The organism is Pedobacter sp. MC2016-24 (assembly GCF_015223055.1).
In the GTDB taxonomy this organism is placed as follows: Bacteria; Bacteroidota; Bacteroidia; order Sphingobacteriales; family Sphingobacteriaceae; genus Pedobacter.
In genome coordinates this window covers 51,819-69,673 of sequence record NZ_JADFBX010000011.1, presented here as the reverse complement: position 1 = coordinate 69,673, position 17,855 = coordinate 51,819, and the positions used below count along the sequence as shown (strand labels likewise).

18 protein-coding genes are annotated in these 17,855 nt (G+C 43.1%); 9 read left to right on the top strand and 9 right to left on the bottom strand.

Annotated features, from left to right (window positions below):
* From IM797_RS20855 to IM797_RS20830, 6 genes are all read right to left on the bottom strand, one after another.
* Window positions 1–876 carry a hydroxymethylglutaryl-CoA lyase gene (locus IM797_RS20855; protein WP_194129130.1) on the bottom strand — a complete coding sequence of 292 codons (876 nt, stop codon included), beginning with the start codon at window positions 874–876 and terminating at the stop codon, window positions 1–3.
* Entirely contained in the window at window positions 854–2,179 is a 1,326-nt protein-coding gene (locus tag IM797_RS20850) for an NAD(P)/FAD-dependent oxidoreductase (protein ID WP_194129129.1), read from the bottom strand. The genes IM797_RS20855 and IM797_RS20850 overlap by 23 nt, the downstream gene beginning before the upstream one ends.
* A gap of 106 nt (window positions 2,180–2,285) precedes the next feature.
* Window positions 2,286–5,261, bottom strand: a complete 2,976-nt coding sequence (gene secDF / locus IM797_RS20845; RefSeq protein ID WP_194129128.1) for a protein translocase subunit SecDF — start codon at window positions 5,259–5,261, stop codon at window positions 2,286–2,288.
* Between the two features lie 114 nt (window positions 5,262–5,375).
* Window positions 5,376–5,861, bottom strand: a complete 486-nt coding sequence (locus IM797_RS20840; RefSeq protein ID WP_194129127.1) for a dihydrofolate reductase — start codon at window positions 5,859–5,861, stop codon at window positions 5,376–5,378.
* A complete protein-coding gene (locus IM797_RS20835) occupies window positions 5,858–6,652 on the bottom strand; it encodes a thymidylate synthase (protein WP_194129126.1) in 795 nt (264 codons plus the stop codon). The genes IM797_RS20840 and IM797_RS20835 overlap by 4 nt, the downstream gene beginning before the upstream one ends.
* 86 nt (window positions 6,653–6,738) lie before the next feature.
* Window positions 6,739–7,545, bottom strand: coding sequence for a hypothetical protein (locus IM797_RS20830; protein WP_194129125.1), 807 nt, complete (start codon window positions 7,543–7,545; stop codon window positions 6,739–6,741).
* 365 nt (window positions 7,546–7,910) lie between these two features.
* On the opposite strand from IM797_RS20830, the gene IM797_RS20825 reads away from it, so the two are divergent.
* From IM797_RS20825 to IM797_RS20815, 3 genes are read left to right on the top strand one after another with little or no spacing between them, the layout of a single operon-like run.
* Window positions 7,911–8,852 (top strand): hypothetical protein, encoded by a 942-nt coding sequence (locus IM797_RS20825; RefSeq protein ID WP_194129124.1) that lies wholly within the window; start codon window positions 7,911–7,913, stop codon window positions 8,850–8,852.
* A gap of 5 nt (window positions 8,853–8,857) precedes the next feature.
* Window positions 8,858–9,394 carry an adenylyl-sulfate kinase gene (locus IM797_RS20820; protein WP_194129123.1) on the top strand — a complete coding sequence of 179 codons (537 nt, stop codon included), beginning with the start codon at window positions 8,858–8,860 and terminating at the stop codon, window positions 9,392–9,394.
* A gap of 1 nt (window position 9,395) precedes the next feature.
* Complete coding sequence (locus IM797_RS20815) at window positions 9,396–10,088, top strand: aspartyl/asparaginyl beta-hydroxylase domain-containing protein (protein ID WP_194129122.1); 693 nt, start codon at window positions 9,396–9,398, stop codon at window positions 10,086–10,088.
* 22 nt (window positions 10,089–10,110) lie between these two features.
* Here IM797_RS20815 and IM797_RS20810 read toward each other — a convergent pair whose 3' ends face one another.
* A complete protein-coding gene (locus IM797_RS20810; RefSeq protein ID WP_194129121.1) occupies window positions 10,111–10,632 on the bottom strand; it encodes a hypothetical protein in 522 nt (173 codons plus the stop codon).
* Window positions 10,633–10,718: 86 nt separating this feature from the next.
* On the opposite strand from IM797_RS20810, the gene IM797_RS20805 reads away from it, so the two are divergent.
* Window positions 10,719–11,666: a phytanoyl-CoA dioxygenase family protein gene (locus IM797_RS20805; RefSeq protein WP_194129120.1), complete on the top strand. Its 948-nt coding sequence runs from the start codon at window positions 10,719–10,721 to the stop codon at window positions 11,664–11,666.
* Between the two features lie 21 nt (window positions 11,667–11,687).
* On the opposite strand, the gene IM797_RS20800 is transcribed toward IM797_RS20805, so the two are convergent.
* The gene (locus tag IM797_RS20800; protein WP_194129119.1) at window positions 11,688–12,641 is read right to left on the bottom strand and encodes a hypothetical protein; all 954 of its coding nucleotides are present in this window, start codon (window positions 12,639–12,641) and stop codon (window positions 11,688–11,690) included.
* Between the two features lie 274 nt (window positions 12,642–12,915).
* Here IM797_RS20800 and IM797_RS20795 point away from each other — a divergent pair, with 274 nt between their 5' ends.
* From IM797_RS20795 to IM797_RS20775, 5 genes are read left to right on the top strand one after another with little or no spacing between them, the layout of a single operon-like run.
* Window positions 12,916–14,034 (top strand): ABC transporter substrate-binding protein, encoded by a 1,119-nt coding sequence (locus IM797_RS20795; RefSeq protein WP_194129118.1) that lies wholly within the window; start codon window positions 12,916–12,918, stop codon window positions 14,032–14,034.
* A gap of 15 nt (window positions 14,035–14,049) precedes the next feature.
* Window positions 14,050–14,985 (top strand): formyltransferase family protein, encoded by a 936-nt coding sequence (locus IM797_RS20790; protein ID WP_194129117.1) that lies wholly within the window; start codon window positions 14,050–14,052, stop codon window positions 14,983–14,985.
* 11 nt (window positions 14,986–14,996) lie between these two features.
* Window positions 14,997–15,593 (top strand): phage tail protein, encoded by a 597-nt coding sequence (locus tag IM797_RS20785; RefSeq protein ID WP_194129116.1) that lies wholly within the window; start codon window positions 14,997–14,999, stop codon window positions 15,591–15,593.
* 15 nt (window positions 15,594–15,608) lie between these two features.
* Window positions 15,609–16,211: a phage tail protein gene (locus IM797_RS20780; RefSeq protein ID WP_194129115.1), complete on the top strand. Its 603-nt coding sequence runs from the start codon at window positions 15,609–15,611 to the stop codon at window positions 16,209–16,211.
* Between the two features lie 16 nt (window positions 16,212–16,227).
* Window positions 16,228–16,821, top strand: coding sequence for a phage tail protein (locus IM797_RS20775; RefSeq protein WP_194129114.1), 594 nt, complete (start codon window positions 16,228–16,230; stop codon window positions 16,819–16,821).
* Here the strand turns inward: IM797_RS20775 and IM797_RS20770 are convergent, their stop codons facing one another.
* Entirely contained in the window at window positions 16,822–17,823 is a 1,002-nt protein-coding gene (locus tag IM797_RS20770) for a hypothetical protein (protein ID WP_194129113.1), read from the bottom strand.
* Window positions 17,824–17,855 lie beyond the last annotated feature (32 nt).

Genomic DNA, 17,855 nt, shown 5'->3' with positions numbered 1-17,855 from the left:
TTATTGGAATACCTTTGAGGAAAACTGCATGGCTTCCCTGAATTTATTCATATCCAGTCCCAGGTGTTCATCTTTGTGCTCCAGGTAGCCGATCAGGCCCTCTGTGGCCATGTTACCCGTTAAATCATCAGCCGCCATAGGGCAACCGCCAAGGCCCTTTATGGCACTGTCAAATCGTCTGCATCCGCTTTCGTAAGCTGCATTGATCTTTTCAAACCGGGTGTCAGGCCTGCTGTGGAGATGGAGACCAATTTCAACCTGATGAGGATGCCCTTCAAAGCGACTGAGCAGGGGCGGAACAATTTCTTTTATGCTTTCAGGATTGGACATGCCAGTGGTATCTGATAAAGCAAGTATCCGGGCACCCTGATGAACCAGCGCATCCGCCCATTGTTCCACAATTTCAACATTCCATACATCTCCATATGGGTTTCCAAAACCCATGGACAGATAGATCACTGCTTCTTTATCGTGCTGATCACACAATTCCAGCATGCTTTTTACTGTTTCCATGGACTGTGCTATGCTGGAGTTCGTATTGCGCTGTTGAAAGGTTTCTGAGATCGAAAAAGGAAAACCGAGGTAACTGATCTCCGGATGGGCTACAGCCGCCTCAGCACCCCTTAAATTGGCTACAATAGCCAGCAATTTAGATCTGGCATTGTCCAGATCCAGTAATGAAAGCACTTCTGCCGTATCCCGCAATTGCGGAATGGCCTTCGGCGATACGAAACTGCCAAAATCAATGGTGTCGAAGCCAACCTGTAACAGGAGGTTGAGGTAAGCAGCTTTCAGCTCCGTCGGTATAAAATCGTGAATGCCTTGCATGGCATCCCTTGGGCATTCAATCAGTTTAATGGCTTGTTCCGCTTTCATTGGGTACTGCTGTTTGTTTTACGTCTTTAGATCGGTGAAAAGGCCGGATGATTAAACGCGTGCCCCGGTCGTAGCTAAAATAGCTCCATACCCAGTTCACAAATACCACCAGCTTGTTTCTGAAACCAACTAAAGTCATCAAATGTACAAACATCCAGGTAAACCACGCAAATACACCCTGAAATCTAATTTTGTGCAAGTCTACCACCGCCCTGTTGCGGCCTACAGTAGCCATCGCACCTTTATCGAAATATTTGAAGTTTTCCGTAGGCTGTTTCGCGATGATACGGAGCAGGTTTTTGGCCAAAAGTTTTCCCTGTTGGATGGCCGCAGGTGCAACACCGGGGTGCCCGTTTGGAAATTCTTCGGTAATCATGGCAGCCACATCGCCAATGGCGTAAATATTCTGATAGCCGTCTACCAGGTTAATCTCGTTTACTTTTAAGCGGTTGCCCCGCACCACATGTTCTGTATTTAAGCCCTCAATAACTACACCTTTAACGCCGGCCGACCAGATGACGGTAGAGGAGGGGATCTTTTGTTCATCTCCTAAAGTAAGTACCTTACCATCGTAACCCAATACACGCGTATTTTTCATAATGGTTACACCCAGTTCATGTAAAAAATCCGCGGCTTTTTGCTGTGCCTGTGATGACATGGCTGCCAGCAATGCCGGAGAACCTTCTACCAGGTAAATGTTGACATCATTAATCTCCAGGTCAGGATAATCGCTTTTCAATACGTGTTTTTTCAGTTCTGCTAAAGCTCCCGCAGTTTCAACACCTGTGGGGCCACCACCAACCACCACAAAATTCAACAATTCTGCCCGTTGCTGCGCATCTTCTGCAATCTGTGCCGCTTCCAGATTTTGTAAAATTAAACTTCTGAGGTTAAGTGCTTCGGGGATCGACTTCATCGGCATGGCATTGCCTTCAATTTCTGTCTGACCAAAAAAGTTGCTGGTTGATCCGGTAGCAAGTACCAGGTAATCGTATTCAATCGTACCGATCGTAGTTTCAATTACATTTTGTGCTGCCAGTACTTTCTTTACTTCTGTAACCCTGAAAGTCAGGTTTTTCTGACCTTTGAAGATCTTTCTTAAAGGGAAGGCAATGGAGTCTGCTTCCAAACCACCGGTAGCCACCTGGTAAAGTAAAGGCTGGAAAGTATGGTAATTGTGTTTATCTACCATCAATACATCTACAGCCTGGTTGCGTAGTTTTTTTGCCAGCTCAATGCCACCAAATCCACCACCTATAATGACAATTCTGGGTTGGGTACCTTTAGGGAAATGTTGATCCATAATCTTTGGGTTCAATAAGTATCTAACAATATGTAAAACTACTTATAACAACAAAAGGCATCCCAAAAAGGATGCCTTTATTTATCAGATCAATGTAATTCTTGAATTACGCTGTTTTTTTGTCTTTTACTTTAGCTTCACCCAAGTCAAGTACAATTGGAGTAGAGATACATAATGATGAATATGTACCGATGATACGACCAATTAACAAGGCAAAGATAAATCCGCGGATACTTGCACCACCAAAGATGAAGATCACCAACAATACGAAGAATACGGTTAATGAAGTCAGGATGGTACGACTCAATGTACTGTTCAACGCAAAGTTGATCAAAGTTTCTCTTTCTTTTCCATGCAGGTCTTCTTTACCAGACTCGGCCAGTTTCTCACGGATCCTGTCAAATACAACCACCGTTTCAGTCATGGTATAACCCATTACCGTTAAAATCGCCGCGATGAAATCCTGACCAATCTCTAAAGAGAATGGAAGTACACCGTCTAAGATCGTATAGAATGAAAGTACCAATAATACGTCGTGGAACAAGGCGATTACCGCACCTAAACCGTAGTTTAATTTTTTAAACCTCACTACGATATAGATAAACATCACCAGGCAAGAGAACAGGATTGCACCGTAAGCACTGTACAAAATGTCACTCGCAATGATCGGACCTACTTTTTCATTACTTTCAATGGTATATTTTACACCAGTTTTAGTTAAACCTTTGTGTAAAGCATCTTCCACCAATTTATCCGCCTGCGTATCTACATCTGCAATGTGGAAAGTTGTGGTAATTTTTAATTCATTATCTGCACCTGCAGTTTTAACAATGGTTTCAGACTCAGGGAATACATCGGTTAAAGTTGCTCTCACATCTTCAGTCTGCATACCTTTATCAAAGTGAACGATATACGTTCTACCACCTTTAAAGTCGATACCTAAGTTTAAACCACCATGTTTGATATAGAAACCAATACCTAAAACAATGATTGCCGTAGAAATCATGTAATACAATTTACGGTGACCAACAAAGTTGAAGGCAATGTTTTTGAAGGCGTGAATGGTGTATTTATTACCGAAAGTGATGTTTGCTTTTTTGTCTAATAAAGTATCGAACACCAAACGTGAGATCAATACCGCACAGAATAATGAAGATAAGATACCGATACAAAGTGTAGTTGCAAAACCCTGAACAGGACCGCTACCAAATACGTACAGGATCACACCCAATACCAATACCGTAACGTTACTGTCTATGATTGAAGACATGGCGTGTTTAAAACCTTCTTTAATTGCAACCGGAGTTGATTTACCATGGTTCAGTTCTTCCCTTACACGTTCAAAGATCAGGATGTTCGCATCAACCGATAAACCGATTACCAATACGATACCAGCGATACCAGGCAAGGTTAATACAGCACCCAGTGAAACCAGGATACCCATGATGAAGAACAAGTTGATCACCAACGCCAGGTTAGCTACCCAACCCGCTTTGTTGTAATACAGGGCCATGAAGATCAGGATCACTACGAATGCCAATACAAACGACAACAGACCATCGTGAATTGCAGCCTGACCCAATGATGGACCAACCACAAACTCACCAACGATTCTTGCAGGAGCAGGTAATTTACCAGCTTTCAGAATGTTTGCTAAATCTTGTGTGTCGTTGATGGTGAAGTTACCAGTGATCGAAGAACTACCATTAGGAATTTCGTTTTGAACAGTAGGGGCAGAGTAAACGGTATTGTCCAATACAATGGCAATTGCTTTTTTATTGTTTGGATCAGCAGAAGCTTCAGCAGTGATTTTTTTCCATTTTGCAGCACCTTCACCAGTCATAGACATGGTTACTTCCGGTCTGCCTTTCTGGTCAAAATCATGACGGGCATCGCTGATCGCCTCACCACCTAAATCTGGTTTGCCATCAAATGAAGTTACTTTAATTGCATAAAGTTCAAAAACTTTAGCAGTATTGGTTGTACCCAGATCAGCTGGTTTAGAGCTCCACATGAATTTATAGCTCTGTGGAATGATGGCTTTAACCTCTGCTCTTTTGAAAAATGAATTTACTTTAGCGGTATCTTTTTGAACCACATAACCTACAACTGGTCCCGGGCGCAAAGCTTGCTGACCGTTTTCAGCCTGGTAAGTAGGTGGCTGTAATACTGCAAATAAAGGATTAGATTTTGCGGCTTCGCTTTTTACAGCAGCAGTATCTTTAGTATCTGTCTTTTTAGCCAGACCAGCCAGTTTACTGCCAGACTTAGCTGTCGTATCGTTAGCAACACCTGCTACAGCAGCTGTATCTTTTAACGTTAAAGCCAGTGTTTTGTTGATGCTTTCCAAAATCGGATAAACCTCATCATTTTGGTACACTTGCCAGAACTGTAGTTCAGCAGAACCTTGTAATAATTTATGGATACGTTCTTTGTCCTGCACACCTGGCATCTCAATCAGGATCCTGTTGGTACCTTCTTGTTTTTGCATGTTCGGGCTCACCACACCAAAACCGTCAATACGGCTTCTGATGATAAAGAATGAACGATCAATTGCGCTGGTTGCCTGTTTAGACAAATACGTTTTTACTTCAGAATTGCTCGCATTAGGCTTCAGCTCTTTAGCATTATCCTGGTTGGAGAAGAAATCAGCAAGCTTAACGTTTGGAGAAAGTTTCTCAAATTCGTTAACAAATAAGCTTACGTAGTCTTTACCACCAGCATTTAACTGTTGCTGTGCCGTTGCCAATGCTTTGTTAAAATTAACGTCATCGGTATTGTTAGCTAAAGATTTAACCAATTCACCTAACGATATTTCCATCGTTACGTTCATACCACCTTTAAGGTCCAAACCTAAATTGATCTCTTTAGTTTTACAGAACTGATAATTAAATCCAAACAACGGATAAACCGGCACGGTAGCCATCGAATCTAAATAAGCCTTTTCTTTAGCTACATCCCCTTTAGCATAAGCTTTTGCGTCTTTTTCAACCTTTGAGGTAACAAAGTTGAATGAGAGAGAATACACACAGACAATACCTAATAGTATTGCCATAAATTTAATAAAACCTTTACCCTGCATTTGTTTTGTAATTATTAGTCTATATATGCTATATATTTTTTTAACAAGTCGGCAAATCTAATTATTTTTTTAATTAATAGACCACCTTATTGATTTTTTATTATAGAGGCTCAACTATTTACGCAAAAGCGTTGAAAACGTATAAGCCAGCTTGTTTTTTTCATCGGGCAAATGTTTTTCAATTTCCGTCTCCCGCCATTGGTCCCGGTCAATTTCCGGAAAATACGCATCCGCCTCAAAACTGTCATGAACCGTAGTCAGGTAAATGCGGTCTGTGCGTTCCAGGGCCGATTTATAGATTTCGGCACCCCCTATAATAAAGACTTCAGGCTCACCACTGCAAAGTAGCAAAGCTTCATCAATACCATTGGTGATTTCAACTCCCGGAATCAGCAGGTCTTTTTTGCGGGTAACGACAACATTACGTCGGTTGGGGAGTGGCTTACCGATAGATTCATAGGTCTTGCGACCCATAATTACCGTATGGCCAGAAGTCACCGCTTTAAAATGTTTCAAATCGGCTGGTAAATACCAGAGCAATTCATTGTTTTTGCCGATCGCATAGTTTTCTGCGATGGCGACAACGGCAGATACGATCATACAGCTACAGCTCCTTTAATATGCGGATGCGGTTCATAATTCTTCAACGTAAAATCTTCAAATTTGAAGTCGAAGATGTTTTTAACCTCCGGGTTGATTTCCATAACCGGTAAAGGCCTGGCATCCCTGCTCAATTGCAACCTGGCCTGTTCAATGTGGTTGTTGTACAAATGGGCATCGCCAAGGGTATGGATAAAATCGCCGTATTGCAATCCGCAAACCTGGGCCACCATCATGGTCAGCAGGGCATACGAAGCAATGTTAAAGGGTACGCCTAAAAAGATATCGGCACTGCGCTGGTACAGCTGGCAGCTCAGTTTTCCGTCAGCTACATAAAACTGGAAGAAGGCATGGCATGGCGGTAAAGCCATATTTTCAATTTCAGCTACATTCCATGCAGAGACGATGATCCTTCGTGAATCCGGATTCTTTTTGATGGTTTCAATGATCTGGCTGATCTGGTCGATGTGCCCGCCATCAGGCTTTGGCCAGGAGCGCCATTGCGATCCGTAAACCGGACCCAGGTTGCCATCCGCATCTGCCCATTCGTCCCATATTTTTACGCCATTGTCTTTCAGGTATTTGATATTGGTGTCCCCACTCAAAAACCAGATCAGTTCATGGATGATCGATTTCAGGTGTAACTTCTTGGTGGTCACCATTGGAAAGCCTTCCTGCAGGTTAAAACGCATCTGGTAACCGAAAACGCTGATGGTTCCGGTACCGGTACGGTCATGCTTTTGTGCCCCCTCATCCAGCACATGCTGCATCAGGTCTAAATATTGCTTCATTGATCTATATAATTTTTGTCACCTGTTAAGATGAATATTTTAAGCGGTTTTACTGCATACAAAAGTACATATTTAATAGCATAAATTTAAAGTTGAAGGTTGTCAAGCTCCGACCATCCGGAACCTTGGACACGGTTGGCCGATTTTATTGGTTGTGGTATGTTGAAGTGTCCAGGTTTGAAAATCGCATCAATAATTCCTGCAGGATGAAACTTCTCCGAATTTAAAGGCTTTTTGATGTTCTTGTATAGCGAGAAATATTTCAATCCTATGGCGGCAACAGCAAGGCAACCTTCAGGAAGTTCCAGTTCCCAGGACTGTGCAGGTACAGCTGTTTGATTTTTAGCAATTTCTATGGTAGCCCGGTAGGGCGTTTTACCGTAGCAGGGCTGTAAAGAAAAAATGGCCACCTCCAGTTCCAGGTCGCATAGATTTGCATTTACCGGGAATTTGAGTTGCTGCGGGATTGCTATGGCCGGTAAACGGATCTGCAACATGTTGTTGAGCAGGCTCATTTCTGGTTCCACCCATAAACTGTTGGCCAGTGGCGATCGGGTATTGAATTCAAAACCTGCCAGTTTACTGAAACTATCGGCTGTAAAAATGAATGTTTGTGTTTCTGCTTGCAGGCATTGTGCCAGCAGTACGCGGTTTAAGGTGGTTAACCGGTTGATCATACCCATGTCGCCGTTCTCATCATAAGTTTGCCGAAGGTTTGTCCGTATGTATTTGGAAAGCGTACTCGCCTGGCCAAATAACCTGGCCGATTTTTTAGTGTTTACAGTTTGCCGGACATTCTCCGGTTTGGATTGTATGATCTGGCCGTTAGGCCCTGTTTTGACAACTGAATTGCCGATAACTCCCCTTACATGTTTTCCATCAAATTTTGCCATTTTTTTTAAGTTTTAAGAAACCCATGTGCTTTTGTCAAAGTAGGGGAATGGTTCGGAATGAATACACCGTCTGAGCATTCTTAATCCAGCGTGAGTCCACGTATTTCCTGAAAAAACGTGGACTCACCGTGGACTCACTGTGGACTCACCGTGGACTCAGGCCGAACCAGATCCCTATGACTACACTGCGCACATCAGGATTCTGATTGTTTTATTCTGAATCATTAAGTTACGAAAATTTCTGCTGAGTTTAAAGTTTATGGTGTTGAATTTTAGTGTTTTAAGTGTTTTTTTTGCTTGAACGATCTGCGGTATGGTGTAGAATTAACTAAAATCACTACTTTAGAAGTATCAGGTATAGCCTTATGAACAAATTATCCCCTTTAGCCAATTGGATTCCGTTTCGTTTAGAAAAGAACCGGGAGGGCTGGTTATTAAAATGGCTACACCTTGGTGGAAAAAGAATCACTGAGCCCTTTTTTGACGATACGATAAACTATTGCAGGTCGATACAAAAAAGAGTGTCCAGATTTGAGAGTTGCAGCGGTCCGGCATTGCTGGAGGCTGTGACGGATCACGTCACAGCGCTCCATCCCAGTGCATTTGTTTTTCACGTTTCAAGATGCGGGTCTACTTTATTAAGTCAGGCATTTGCGGAATCCGAATCCTGTATCAGCATTGCGGAGGCACCTTTGCTGGATGAAATTTTAAGATGTACGGAGCATGATCCCAGTATTGACAATGCACAGCGTGAAGATTGGTTTAAAGCTGCACTAAGTTGGATGGGACAAATCCGGACAGGACGGGAGTCGACTTATATTGTTAAGCTCGACAGCTGGCACATTCATTTTTATACAGTGCTTCGGGCCTGGTTCCCCGAAGTTCCTTTTTTCTTTTTAACCCGTCGACCGGGTGAAATTTTGGCTTCCCATGCAAAAATAAGGGGTATTCACATGATCCCTGGTATGGTGAATCCATTGCTGCTGAAAATGGGTAAATTACCTGAATTTAAAGGGGACTTCAGTTCTTTTGGCTCTGATGTGTTGAAACATTACTACCAGGAATTACAGGTTATTTTAGCGCTCGATTGCAGATTTAACCGTTTTTTTGATTACAGCAAAGGGGGCAGGGAAATGCTGGAATCTTTTGCTGAATTTACAGGAATTGAACTGGAAGAAAAAATGTATGAACGGTTAAAATTTCACAGCAAATCAGTTGGTCTTGATTTTGAAACCGAGCCGGAGCTGCCAGATCTTTCTTCAAAAGCCTGCCAGGGTGCTTATCAGCAATTCATTAACGCTTTTTAACTTTTATGGGACTGATCTTTCAATTTTGTGGCCTCTCGGGAGCAGGAAAAACAACGCTGGCCAATGCTTTGTCTGATGAATTGCAGGGCAAAGGATATCGGGTGAAAATTATTGACGGAGACGTGTACAGGCAGACGCTATGTAAGGACCTGGGTTTTAGCAGGGCAGACCGGATCGAAAATGTAAGCAGATTGGGTAGGTATGCAATATCTCTGCGTGAGGAGTTTGACTTTATCTTGATTGCAGTGATCAATCCCTATCTGGAGGGGCGGGAAATGCTCAGGTTGACATGTAATGCCAAGCTGGTTTGGATAAAATGTGATATAGGCGTGCTGATCAACAGAGATACCAAAGGGCTTTATCAAAAAGCATTGCTCCCGGATGGTCATCCGGATAAAATTTATAACCTTACTGGCTTGAACGATGTTTTTGAAACTCCTGTTGCTGCAGATCTGGTGGTCTGTACCGACTTGTTGAGTACTGAAGAAGGTTTGCGTGTTGCTGCTGACTTTATGGTTGGCGAATTAATGTTACATTTATAATATGGCTTCATCACATTTAAAATTTGCGCTGACTTATGATGTGCAGCAACTTCAGCAGGAACTGAACCATAGCCTGAATAAAAAATGGCCGTTGCATTTTAATAATTTTGACTTTGAGGGCGATTGGAGAAGTATTTCCCTGCGCTCGGCAAGTGGCCGCACGGAGGATATTTTTGCGCATTCCGGAGATATTACTTATGTGGATACCCCTTTGATGGCTGAGCTGGATTACATCAAATCGATTGTCGATTCCTGGAAGTGTAAAAAAGAATCGGTGCGTTTACTGGCGCTTTCTCCGGGTAGCTTCATCAAGCCGCATAAAGACATGGGGTGTTCTTATCAGGATGGAAGCTTTAGGATTCACATCCCGATCATGACAAATAAAGCGGTGAAATTTACCGTTGATGGCATAGAATTGTTTCTGGAAGAAGGATCTTGCTGGTATATGGATTTCGGTAAGACGCATCATATTGAAAATAATGGGGACTGCAACAGGGTGCATTTAATTATGGACTGCCTCAGGAATGAATGGACAGATGATTTTTTTGGTCAGAATGGTTATCAGTTTGAGGCAGATCCGATCGAAAAAGCACAGGCTGAAGTAACCCGGAAGCTGGTTATTGAGGAACTGGAAAGAATGGACAATGATGTGGCCAGGGCGCTGATTGCCAAAATGAAGAGCGGGCAGGTTTAAAGCGTTGATATTAAGTCGAGAGCTATTTTAAACGAAGCCAGTTTACCATGTGAGGAAAAGGCTGGACACCCAGACGTTGGGCGTTTTTTTCGTCATAGGCCATTTCACAATACTGCAACATGGGCAGCCCGATAGCCCGGCCATTTTCAAAATTATCAATCAGATTTTGGCTGCCACCTTTATAGCCCTGTTCATGAAAAACAACAGTCGGGGGGATTTTTAAATACAGGGCTGCAGCATAACTCCAGGCCAGGGTCATCAACTCCGCGCCACGGTGCATATCGATATCCGGCAATTTGCCGTTTAACTCAGCTCTGATCTGAGGAGGGACCGCGGCCAGGTGTCCGGCCTCATGTAAAATGTCACCTGGATACAATACTTGTTCAGGATCAATACTCAATCCACCATTTTTAATGTGTATCCCGGGTAGAAATCCGGGCTCTTCTTCAGTAGCACAGGTGATGCTTAATCCGATTTCTTCTAAAAAATTAACCAAAAGCTCAATTAGCCTTTCCTTTTCTTTGGGGATTGATGTAGCTTGCAATTCAAATTTAATTGTAAAGGTTTATAAACTAAATATAGTTAGATTTAAATCAATATTCGGTTTTTAAAAAAGATTTACCCCCGCAAATGAAATCAAACGCTTTTCTACAGGTTTTTTACGAGATCCATCAGGCTAAAAAACGTCGGGAACTTACGCCCCGGTATCCGAATTTTGATGTGCTTGAGGATATTTTCCTATGTACTTACGGGTTGGGGAAGTACGAGACCTATTTTTTCCTGTATGCGGAATGCGAAAATTTTGAGCATTTCAATACCTGGCTGGCTGAGCTTAAGGGGCTTGATTTTTTAGCACAAGCCGGAGATCAGTTTAAGGAATGGTTAAACCGGGAGGAGCGTCCGGAAATTAGGCCTGAGCAGAAGGTGCTTCATCAGGAACAATTGCAATTCTGGGAGGAACACGGATACTTGAAGGTCAGTGGCCTCATTGAGCCGTCACTTTGTGAGGATGTGAAAGCGATGATCTGTAAACATATGGACGTTAGTTTGTCAGATCCGGATACCTGGTACAGGTCTCATGCGGACTGGCATGGGCTGATGCTGCAGGTTTATCAGGATGCGAGCCTGGAAGCCATCAGGAAACATCCGCATGTTTATCAGTTATTTTCTGAGCTTTATGGCAGCCGGGATATCATTGCCAATACCGAAAAGGTTAGCTTTAATCCGCCGGTTACCGAAAACTGGAAATTTAGCAGCGGAGCACTTCATTGGGATATAGACATCAGCAAGCCTCTGGGCTATTATATACAAGGCTTGATTTACCTGGATGATGTTCCTGCAGACCGTGGGCCATTAACGCTGGTGCCGGGTGTGCATCTGGAATTTGACAAATGGATCAGGCCTTACTCCACATTGGATGAGGCGCACAATGCGATGCGAAATCAGATGAAAGCTGTGCCTGTTCCGGGAAAAAAGGGGGATATCATTGTCTGGCGCAATACCCTTCCGCATGCGGCAAGTGCAAACCATTCTGTACTGCCAAGGTTTGTACAATACCTTAGCTTTTCAAAATTGTAAACACCTGCTATCTGTTTTTACTTAGCTGTTGCGCTTTTGGGCTGCGGCTAATTTTCCGAGTACTAAATGTGCATCTGTAGCTTGCTCCCTATGGGTTAAACCTGGAATAAGGTATTTGTGATGGAAATCATTTTTACGGTTAGCTGCATCAAAACCAAAGGTTGTTTTGCCTAAAATCATGCCATGCTGACCAGTCTGACTTAACGCAACATCATGTTTGTTTTTGTTTCTTAAGATCATCGCCCCGCTCAACACTTTGTTGTTGTGGCCGCCAGCGATAAAATCAATTTGTTCAGATGCTTCTGCCAGTCCTTTATTGCTATATCCATCTGTTTCAAATCCCAAATGAGATAAACAGATCACAAAATCACAGTTCAGGTTGTTTTTAAGGTGATTGGCGGTGCGGTTGGCTGCCTGGTAAGGATTTTCAAAGTCAATACCGGGTATAGCTAAGGAACGACCCACGCCGGTTATGCCAATCTTTAAATTTTTATTTTTAAGTACGATATAAGGTTTTACGCTGGAAGATAATCCGGTATGGCTGAAGGTATAATTGCAATTAACCAGGGGGAAATCCATTTGCGAAACCATTTTCGCAAAAGCTTCCTGGCCCATCGCCAGTTCATTTGCACCTGGTGTTACGGCGTGATAGCCGATTTTATTCATTAAATATATGGTCCTTTCCTGGAGGTTCTGGGATCCATCCTGTGCCAGGAAATTCCCTGCATCTACAGTTAAACCAGATACCTGCTGCATTTTAATCAATTCAGCAATGTTTTTAATTCCGCCTAAGCTATTGGTATTGCTTTCAATCGTACCATTCAGATCGTTGGTATGAAAGATGGTCATGCGCTCGCTGTTGAGCGTATTGATTTTTTTAGTAATACCAGCTAATGCGTCCAAATGACTGCTAAACAAAGCTGCACTGGTTAGGATACTTGATTTTCTTAGAAAAGATCGTCTGGCCTGGGTCATAAAAAATAATTTAATGAAGTAATAATAAAGAAAAGTTCGTTAACGAACAAATTTTATGAATATTATATTTTAATTGAAAAAAAAATAAAAAAAAACAGGGTTTATATGTTTTTAATGAAAAAATATTTGGAATTAGGTATAATGTTTCATTACATTTATAATCGTATTGTAAACTACGTAAGTGATTTACAATGTCTTTATCGGGAGGCGAATTACAATCTGGTAATTTGCTGTTCTTATGAAGATAAAATTAACGAGTAAAATAGCGCTTATCATGAATAAATTAACCATCGGTTTATTGTTGCCTGTATCTACCATTGTTCCGATGTCCAGAGATTTTGAACAGGGATTGAAGCAGGCATTAAAAGACCAGGTTGATCAGGACTGCTGGGAAGTGGAGTTCATTCCAGAATTTATCGGTCAGGGCAGCAGATTGAGGGTGGAAGAATCCATCGATAAGCTCTTTTCTTATTACCATGCAGATGTAGTTACGGGGATAGTTTCGAATATGACCGGCATGGCGGTAGCACCTAAATTTGAACGCTATAAAAAGCCATTCATCATGAATAATATTGGGGAACATACACCCAATCCGGAATGGTTTAACCCTTATATTTTTATCAATTCTACCCATACCTGGCAGCAGATCTGGTCGCTTGGTTACTGGGCGGTTAAGACATTTGGAAATAAAGGGATGTTTGTGGGCAGTGTATATGACGCGGGGTATTCCTTTAACAATATGCTGAGGCTGGGTATGCAGGCGGCGAGTGCGGAAAGCAACCTGTCTTTTTCCATTGCACAAATTACACCGGGCGCAAAAACTGCTGATCCCAAAACTGTATTTGAGCATGTTGAATTGTTTCAGCCGGATTTTATTTTTAGTGCGTTTTGCGGAGAAGAAGCTACGGCTTTCCAGGAAGCCTATACAAATGCTGATGCTAAAAATATTCCGCTCCTGGCCTTGCCTTTTCTGCTTCAGAATTTTGATGCTAAGGATCATGAGCTGGAAATCTATACGGCATTGAGCAGTACTGCGCTGCTTTCTAATGGAGAAAGCGGGGAGGTTTTTCAGGATCAGACTTTTTATCAATTGGGTAAAGAGACGGGAATGATACTCGCCGATGCTTTAAAAATAGTAAAAGATGGAGATTGGGTTGAGGCGCTGAACCAGGTGAAAGTGGATTCTGAACGTGGCGTTCTGCACATCAACTCACAAAAACCGGGCGAGGACAACCAGGTTTACCTGGTGAAAAATACCCACACCGGAAATAGAAAGCACATGAGAAGAGCGGTGATCCGCAGGCTGGAAACTGTGGCCATCGACGATCAAGCTTTAAGCGATTCGCTCCAGGAGCTTTCTTCAGGTTGGGAAAATCCTTATTTAGGTATATAATATGGTACAGTGGATATGAAAATAGCAGTGGTTTGCAATTCGGATACTTTGGCTATGCCCTCTGTTCAGTTTCTGAAAGAGCGGAATCTCCTTGCGGGGATAGGTATTCCTGAAAAAAGCAAGGCTGTTATGCTGAATGCACTGCAGATCATTGGTGTAATGCCTGATGAAGTGGCACTTTTTCCTGCTGGTTCCTGGCAGGAAAGCATGGAAAACTGGTTGCATCAGCTGAACGGCGGACGCATAGATGCTGTATTTGTTTTTGCATTTCCCTGGAAAATACCTGCGGCTATATTGAGCATCCCGCTAAAAGGTTTTTTCAATTTTCATTTTGGGGTATTGCCAAAGTACAAGGGGGCAGATCCTATTTTCTGGCAAATCAGGAACAGGGAAAATAAAGGTGGTTTGTTTATTCATAAAATGACTGCTGAAATTGATGCCGGACCGATTGTCTGGCAGAAAGAGATGCTGATTTTTCAGGGAGAAACTTACACCATGCATGCTGGACGTATAGGTAATGAGGCTGTTGAAGAACTTAAGCTTTTGCTGGACCAGATGGATCGGGACGAGCTTAGGGAAAGTACGCAGCAGGATCATGAGGGTTTATTTTATCAGAAACCCAATACTACGCACTTTAAAATAGACTGGGAAAAACAGTCGGCCAGTGAAATTGAATACCTGGTCAATGCCTGCAATCAAAAGTATGGTGGGGCATCCACATCTTTGAGAAAGCGGGAAATCAGAATACTGGAGGTGAGTCCTGTAGACATGCCGCCCATCCCTGAACAGTTACCTGGTGCTGTGGTTCATGCTGATGCATTGTACGGACTGGTGATTGCATGCAGGAACCAGGAATTTTTAAAAATAAATGTTGTCCATATGCAGGAAGGTTATTTGTCTGGTGCAAAGCTTTTTAGTATGGGTGTTGGAATAGGTGAACAATTAATTTAAAATAAAGAACTATGGAAGGAACTATATCGGAAATCCGCATGTTTGCAGGGGACTTTGCTCCAAAAAACTGGAGCTTTTGCCGCGGGCAAATATTGGCGATCTCTACAAACCAGGCACTTTTTTCCCTTTTGGGGACGACCTATGGAGGAAATGGTATACAAACTTTTGCACTGCCCAACCTGAGTAGCAGGGTTGCTATAGGCGCGGGGGCTAGTGGTCCTGGTGTAAGCACTCGGGTTCTTGGTGAAATCGGGGGATCAGAAACGGTGACACTTGGGATAAATGAAATTCCACTACATACGCACACCAGTAATTTGTCGGGCTCAGGCAAATTGTCTGTAAGTTCTGCCGAGGCCAGTTTAACCGCTCCAGTTGCCGGATCAACAATAGCAAGTCCCGTTAAAGCGACGGGGAGGTCATCTACCCCCTTGTTAGGCTTTAACAATGCCCAGCCCAATGTGGCTTTGGGAAGCAGCTCATTAAATACCGGACAACTGACTGTGACAAACAATCCGACCGGGGGAAATGCAGCACATAGTAACATGCAGCCTTATGTGGGTATGCATTTTATCATCTGTTTGTACGGAATATATCCATCAAGAAACTAAATAAAACTCATCAATATGGAGGGAACTATAGGAGAAATCAGATATTTTGCTGGTAATTTTGCACCACGTGGCTGGGCCTTATGCCAGGGTCAGCTGATGCCTATCACAAATTATGAAGCTGTATACGCCATTATGGGCACCACTTATGGCGGAGATGGTGTAAACACATTTGGTCTGCCGAATTTTAGTGGCCGGGTTGCTGTGGGCACCGGACAAGGTGGGGGGCTATCGCCGGTTGCATTGGGTGTTGTCGCCGGTAGTGAAAATGTAAGCCTGACTCAGTCAAATTTACCTCCTCACACGCATGCGAATACAACCACACCAATAAATCCTGCAATTGCAGTGTCGGTTAATAGTGCGCAGGCCATTACCCATACCCCTGCTAATGCTTTATCAATTGCATCTGCAGGCTATATGGCTTCAGGTTCTTTTGTTCCGAATCTGGGGTTTAATACCTCGACTCCGGCTGTGGCATTAAATCCGGGAACGGTTGATCTGAGTTCAGTTACCGTGAACAATTCAGTCGCAGGTAGTTCAGCCCCGCACAACAACATGCAGCCCTACCTGGCTGTCAATTTTATCATTTGTCTGGAAGGTATTTTTCCATCCAGAAATTAATTAAAATCTCATCGACATGGAAGGAACTATAGGAGAAATAAGAATATTTGCTGCCAATTATGCACCCAGAGACTGGGCTTTTTGCCAGGGTCAGATAATCCAAATCCGAAATAATACCGCATTATTTTCAATTCTGGGCACCACATATGGTGGAAATGGTACAACTACTTTTATGCTGCCCGATTTCAGAGGCCGGGTAGCTTTGGGTGTAGGACAATTGCCTGGTGGTAGTGATTTTGTGCTTGGGCAAGCTTCCGGAGCAGAGGTGCATACACTAAGCTTAGCTGAAATGGCAGCACACACCCATGTTGGCACGGTATCCGGATCTGCGAGTTTAATGGTCAGTTCCGCTGATTCCACTTTAGCTGTAGCTACGGCAGGTTCGGTAATTTCCAGTCCGGGCTATACGGCTACCGGCGGTTTGGCAAAAACACTTGGTTTCAATAATGCCACACCCAATGTCCCATTGCATTCGGACTCGGTTAAGGTGAGTCCTACTCCGCTGACTTTGGCTGCTGCGGGAGGGAATGCTGCGCACAATAACATGCAGCCATATCTTGCCTTGAACCACATCATTTGTATGTATGGTATTTTTCCGTCGAGGAATTAATTACTTCAACTGATAGGACCAGGAAGGTATATCACTGAAATTATAAATAAACCTGATGAAAGCGCCCGGATGTAAATTTAGCATGGAAACCAGGCAATATGGATTGGTAATGAGAGATTCTGCCAATCCCAACTCCAGCGTTTTGAAAATTTTGACCCGGGTAAAAATGCAGATGTCGGGTTCGGATTTTTTTAAGGCTGGGATTTTAAACCAGGGACTGTGAAATGCCTGGTTTATAAAAAATGAAGATTGACCCAGGTCTTTATTTAAAGAAAATAGCATCGCGAATGCTGAACGTTTATAATCTGCCGAAACAAGTGGAACCGAAGCTGTAGTCAGAAAAGGTTCCCGAGCAAAAGAAGTGAGCTGCACCTCAACAGACACTTCTTCAGGGATGAAGATCCCGCCTTCTGCCAGTTGAGGAGCCAGGTTTGTCGTAATTGCGACCTGAGGCTCGGTAAGAAGCGCATGGAACATGGTCTCAGTGATGACCATATGAAGATCAGGAGATGAATGACGATAAGAGATTGCATCCTGGACAGCGATGCTTTCTGCAAAAGATGAAAGATTTAGTGTGAGAAAAAGTTCTTTGACGAATTTAACGGATTCGAAATGAATGTCAATTAAAGTAACCTGTAATTGATCAGCCTTAAACAGCGGTAAAACAGGGAGCAGGATGGTGGCAAATGGGCCACAACCCGCGTACAGGACATTTATTTTTTGATCAGGAAAGCGAAGCATCAATTCCTGGATGGCCTGGTATACGCCCTTTATGAAACGGGCAGTCCTCAGGCGATCCTGAAGGCAATCGGCCGCGTGATCAAATGAAAGCGCAATTCCGCCCTGGAGTGGCAACTCTATCTGATCAGAAGGATGGGGAGTACGCTTTGCCAGGAAAGTTAAATAGAAATCTGAGAGTAATTTGACGGCATGTGCCTCTTCATCTGCGGTGTGTGATTGAAGAATAAGGTTGGCAATGGCACTAAGTTTTGAAACAGTCATTTTAGCATGAATATAAGAAACACAATATATAG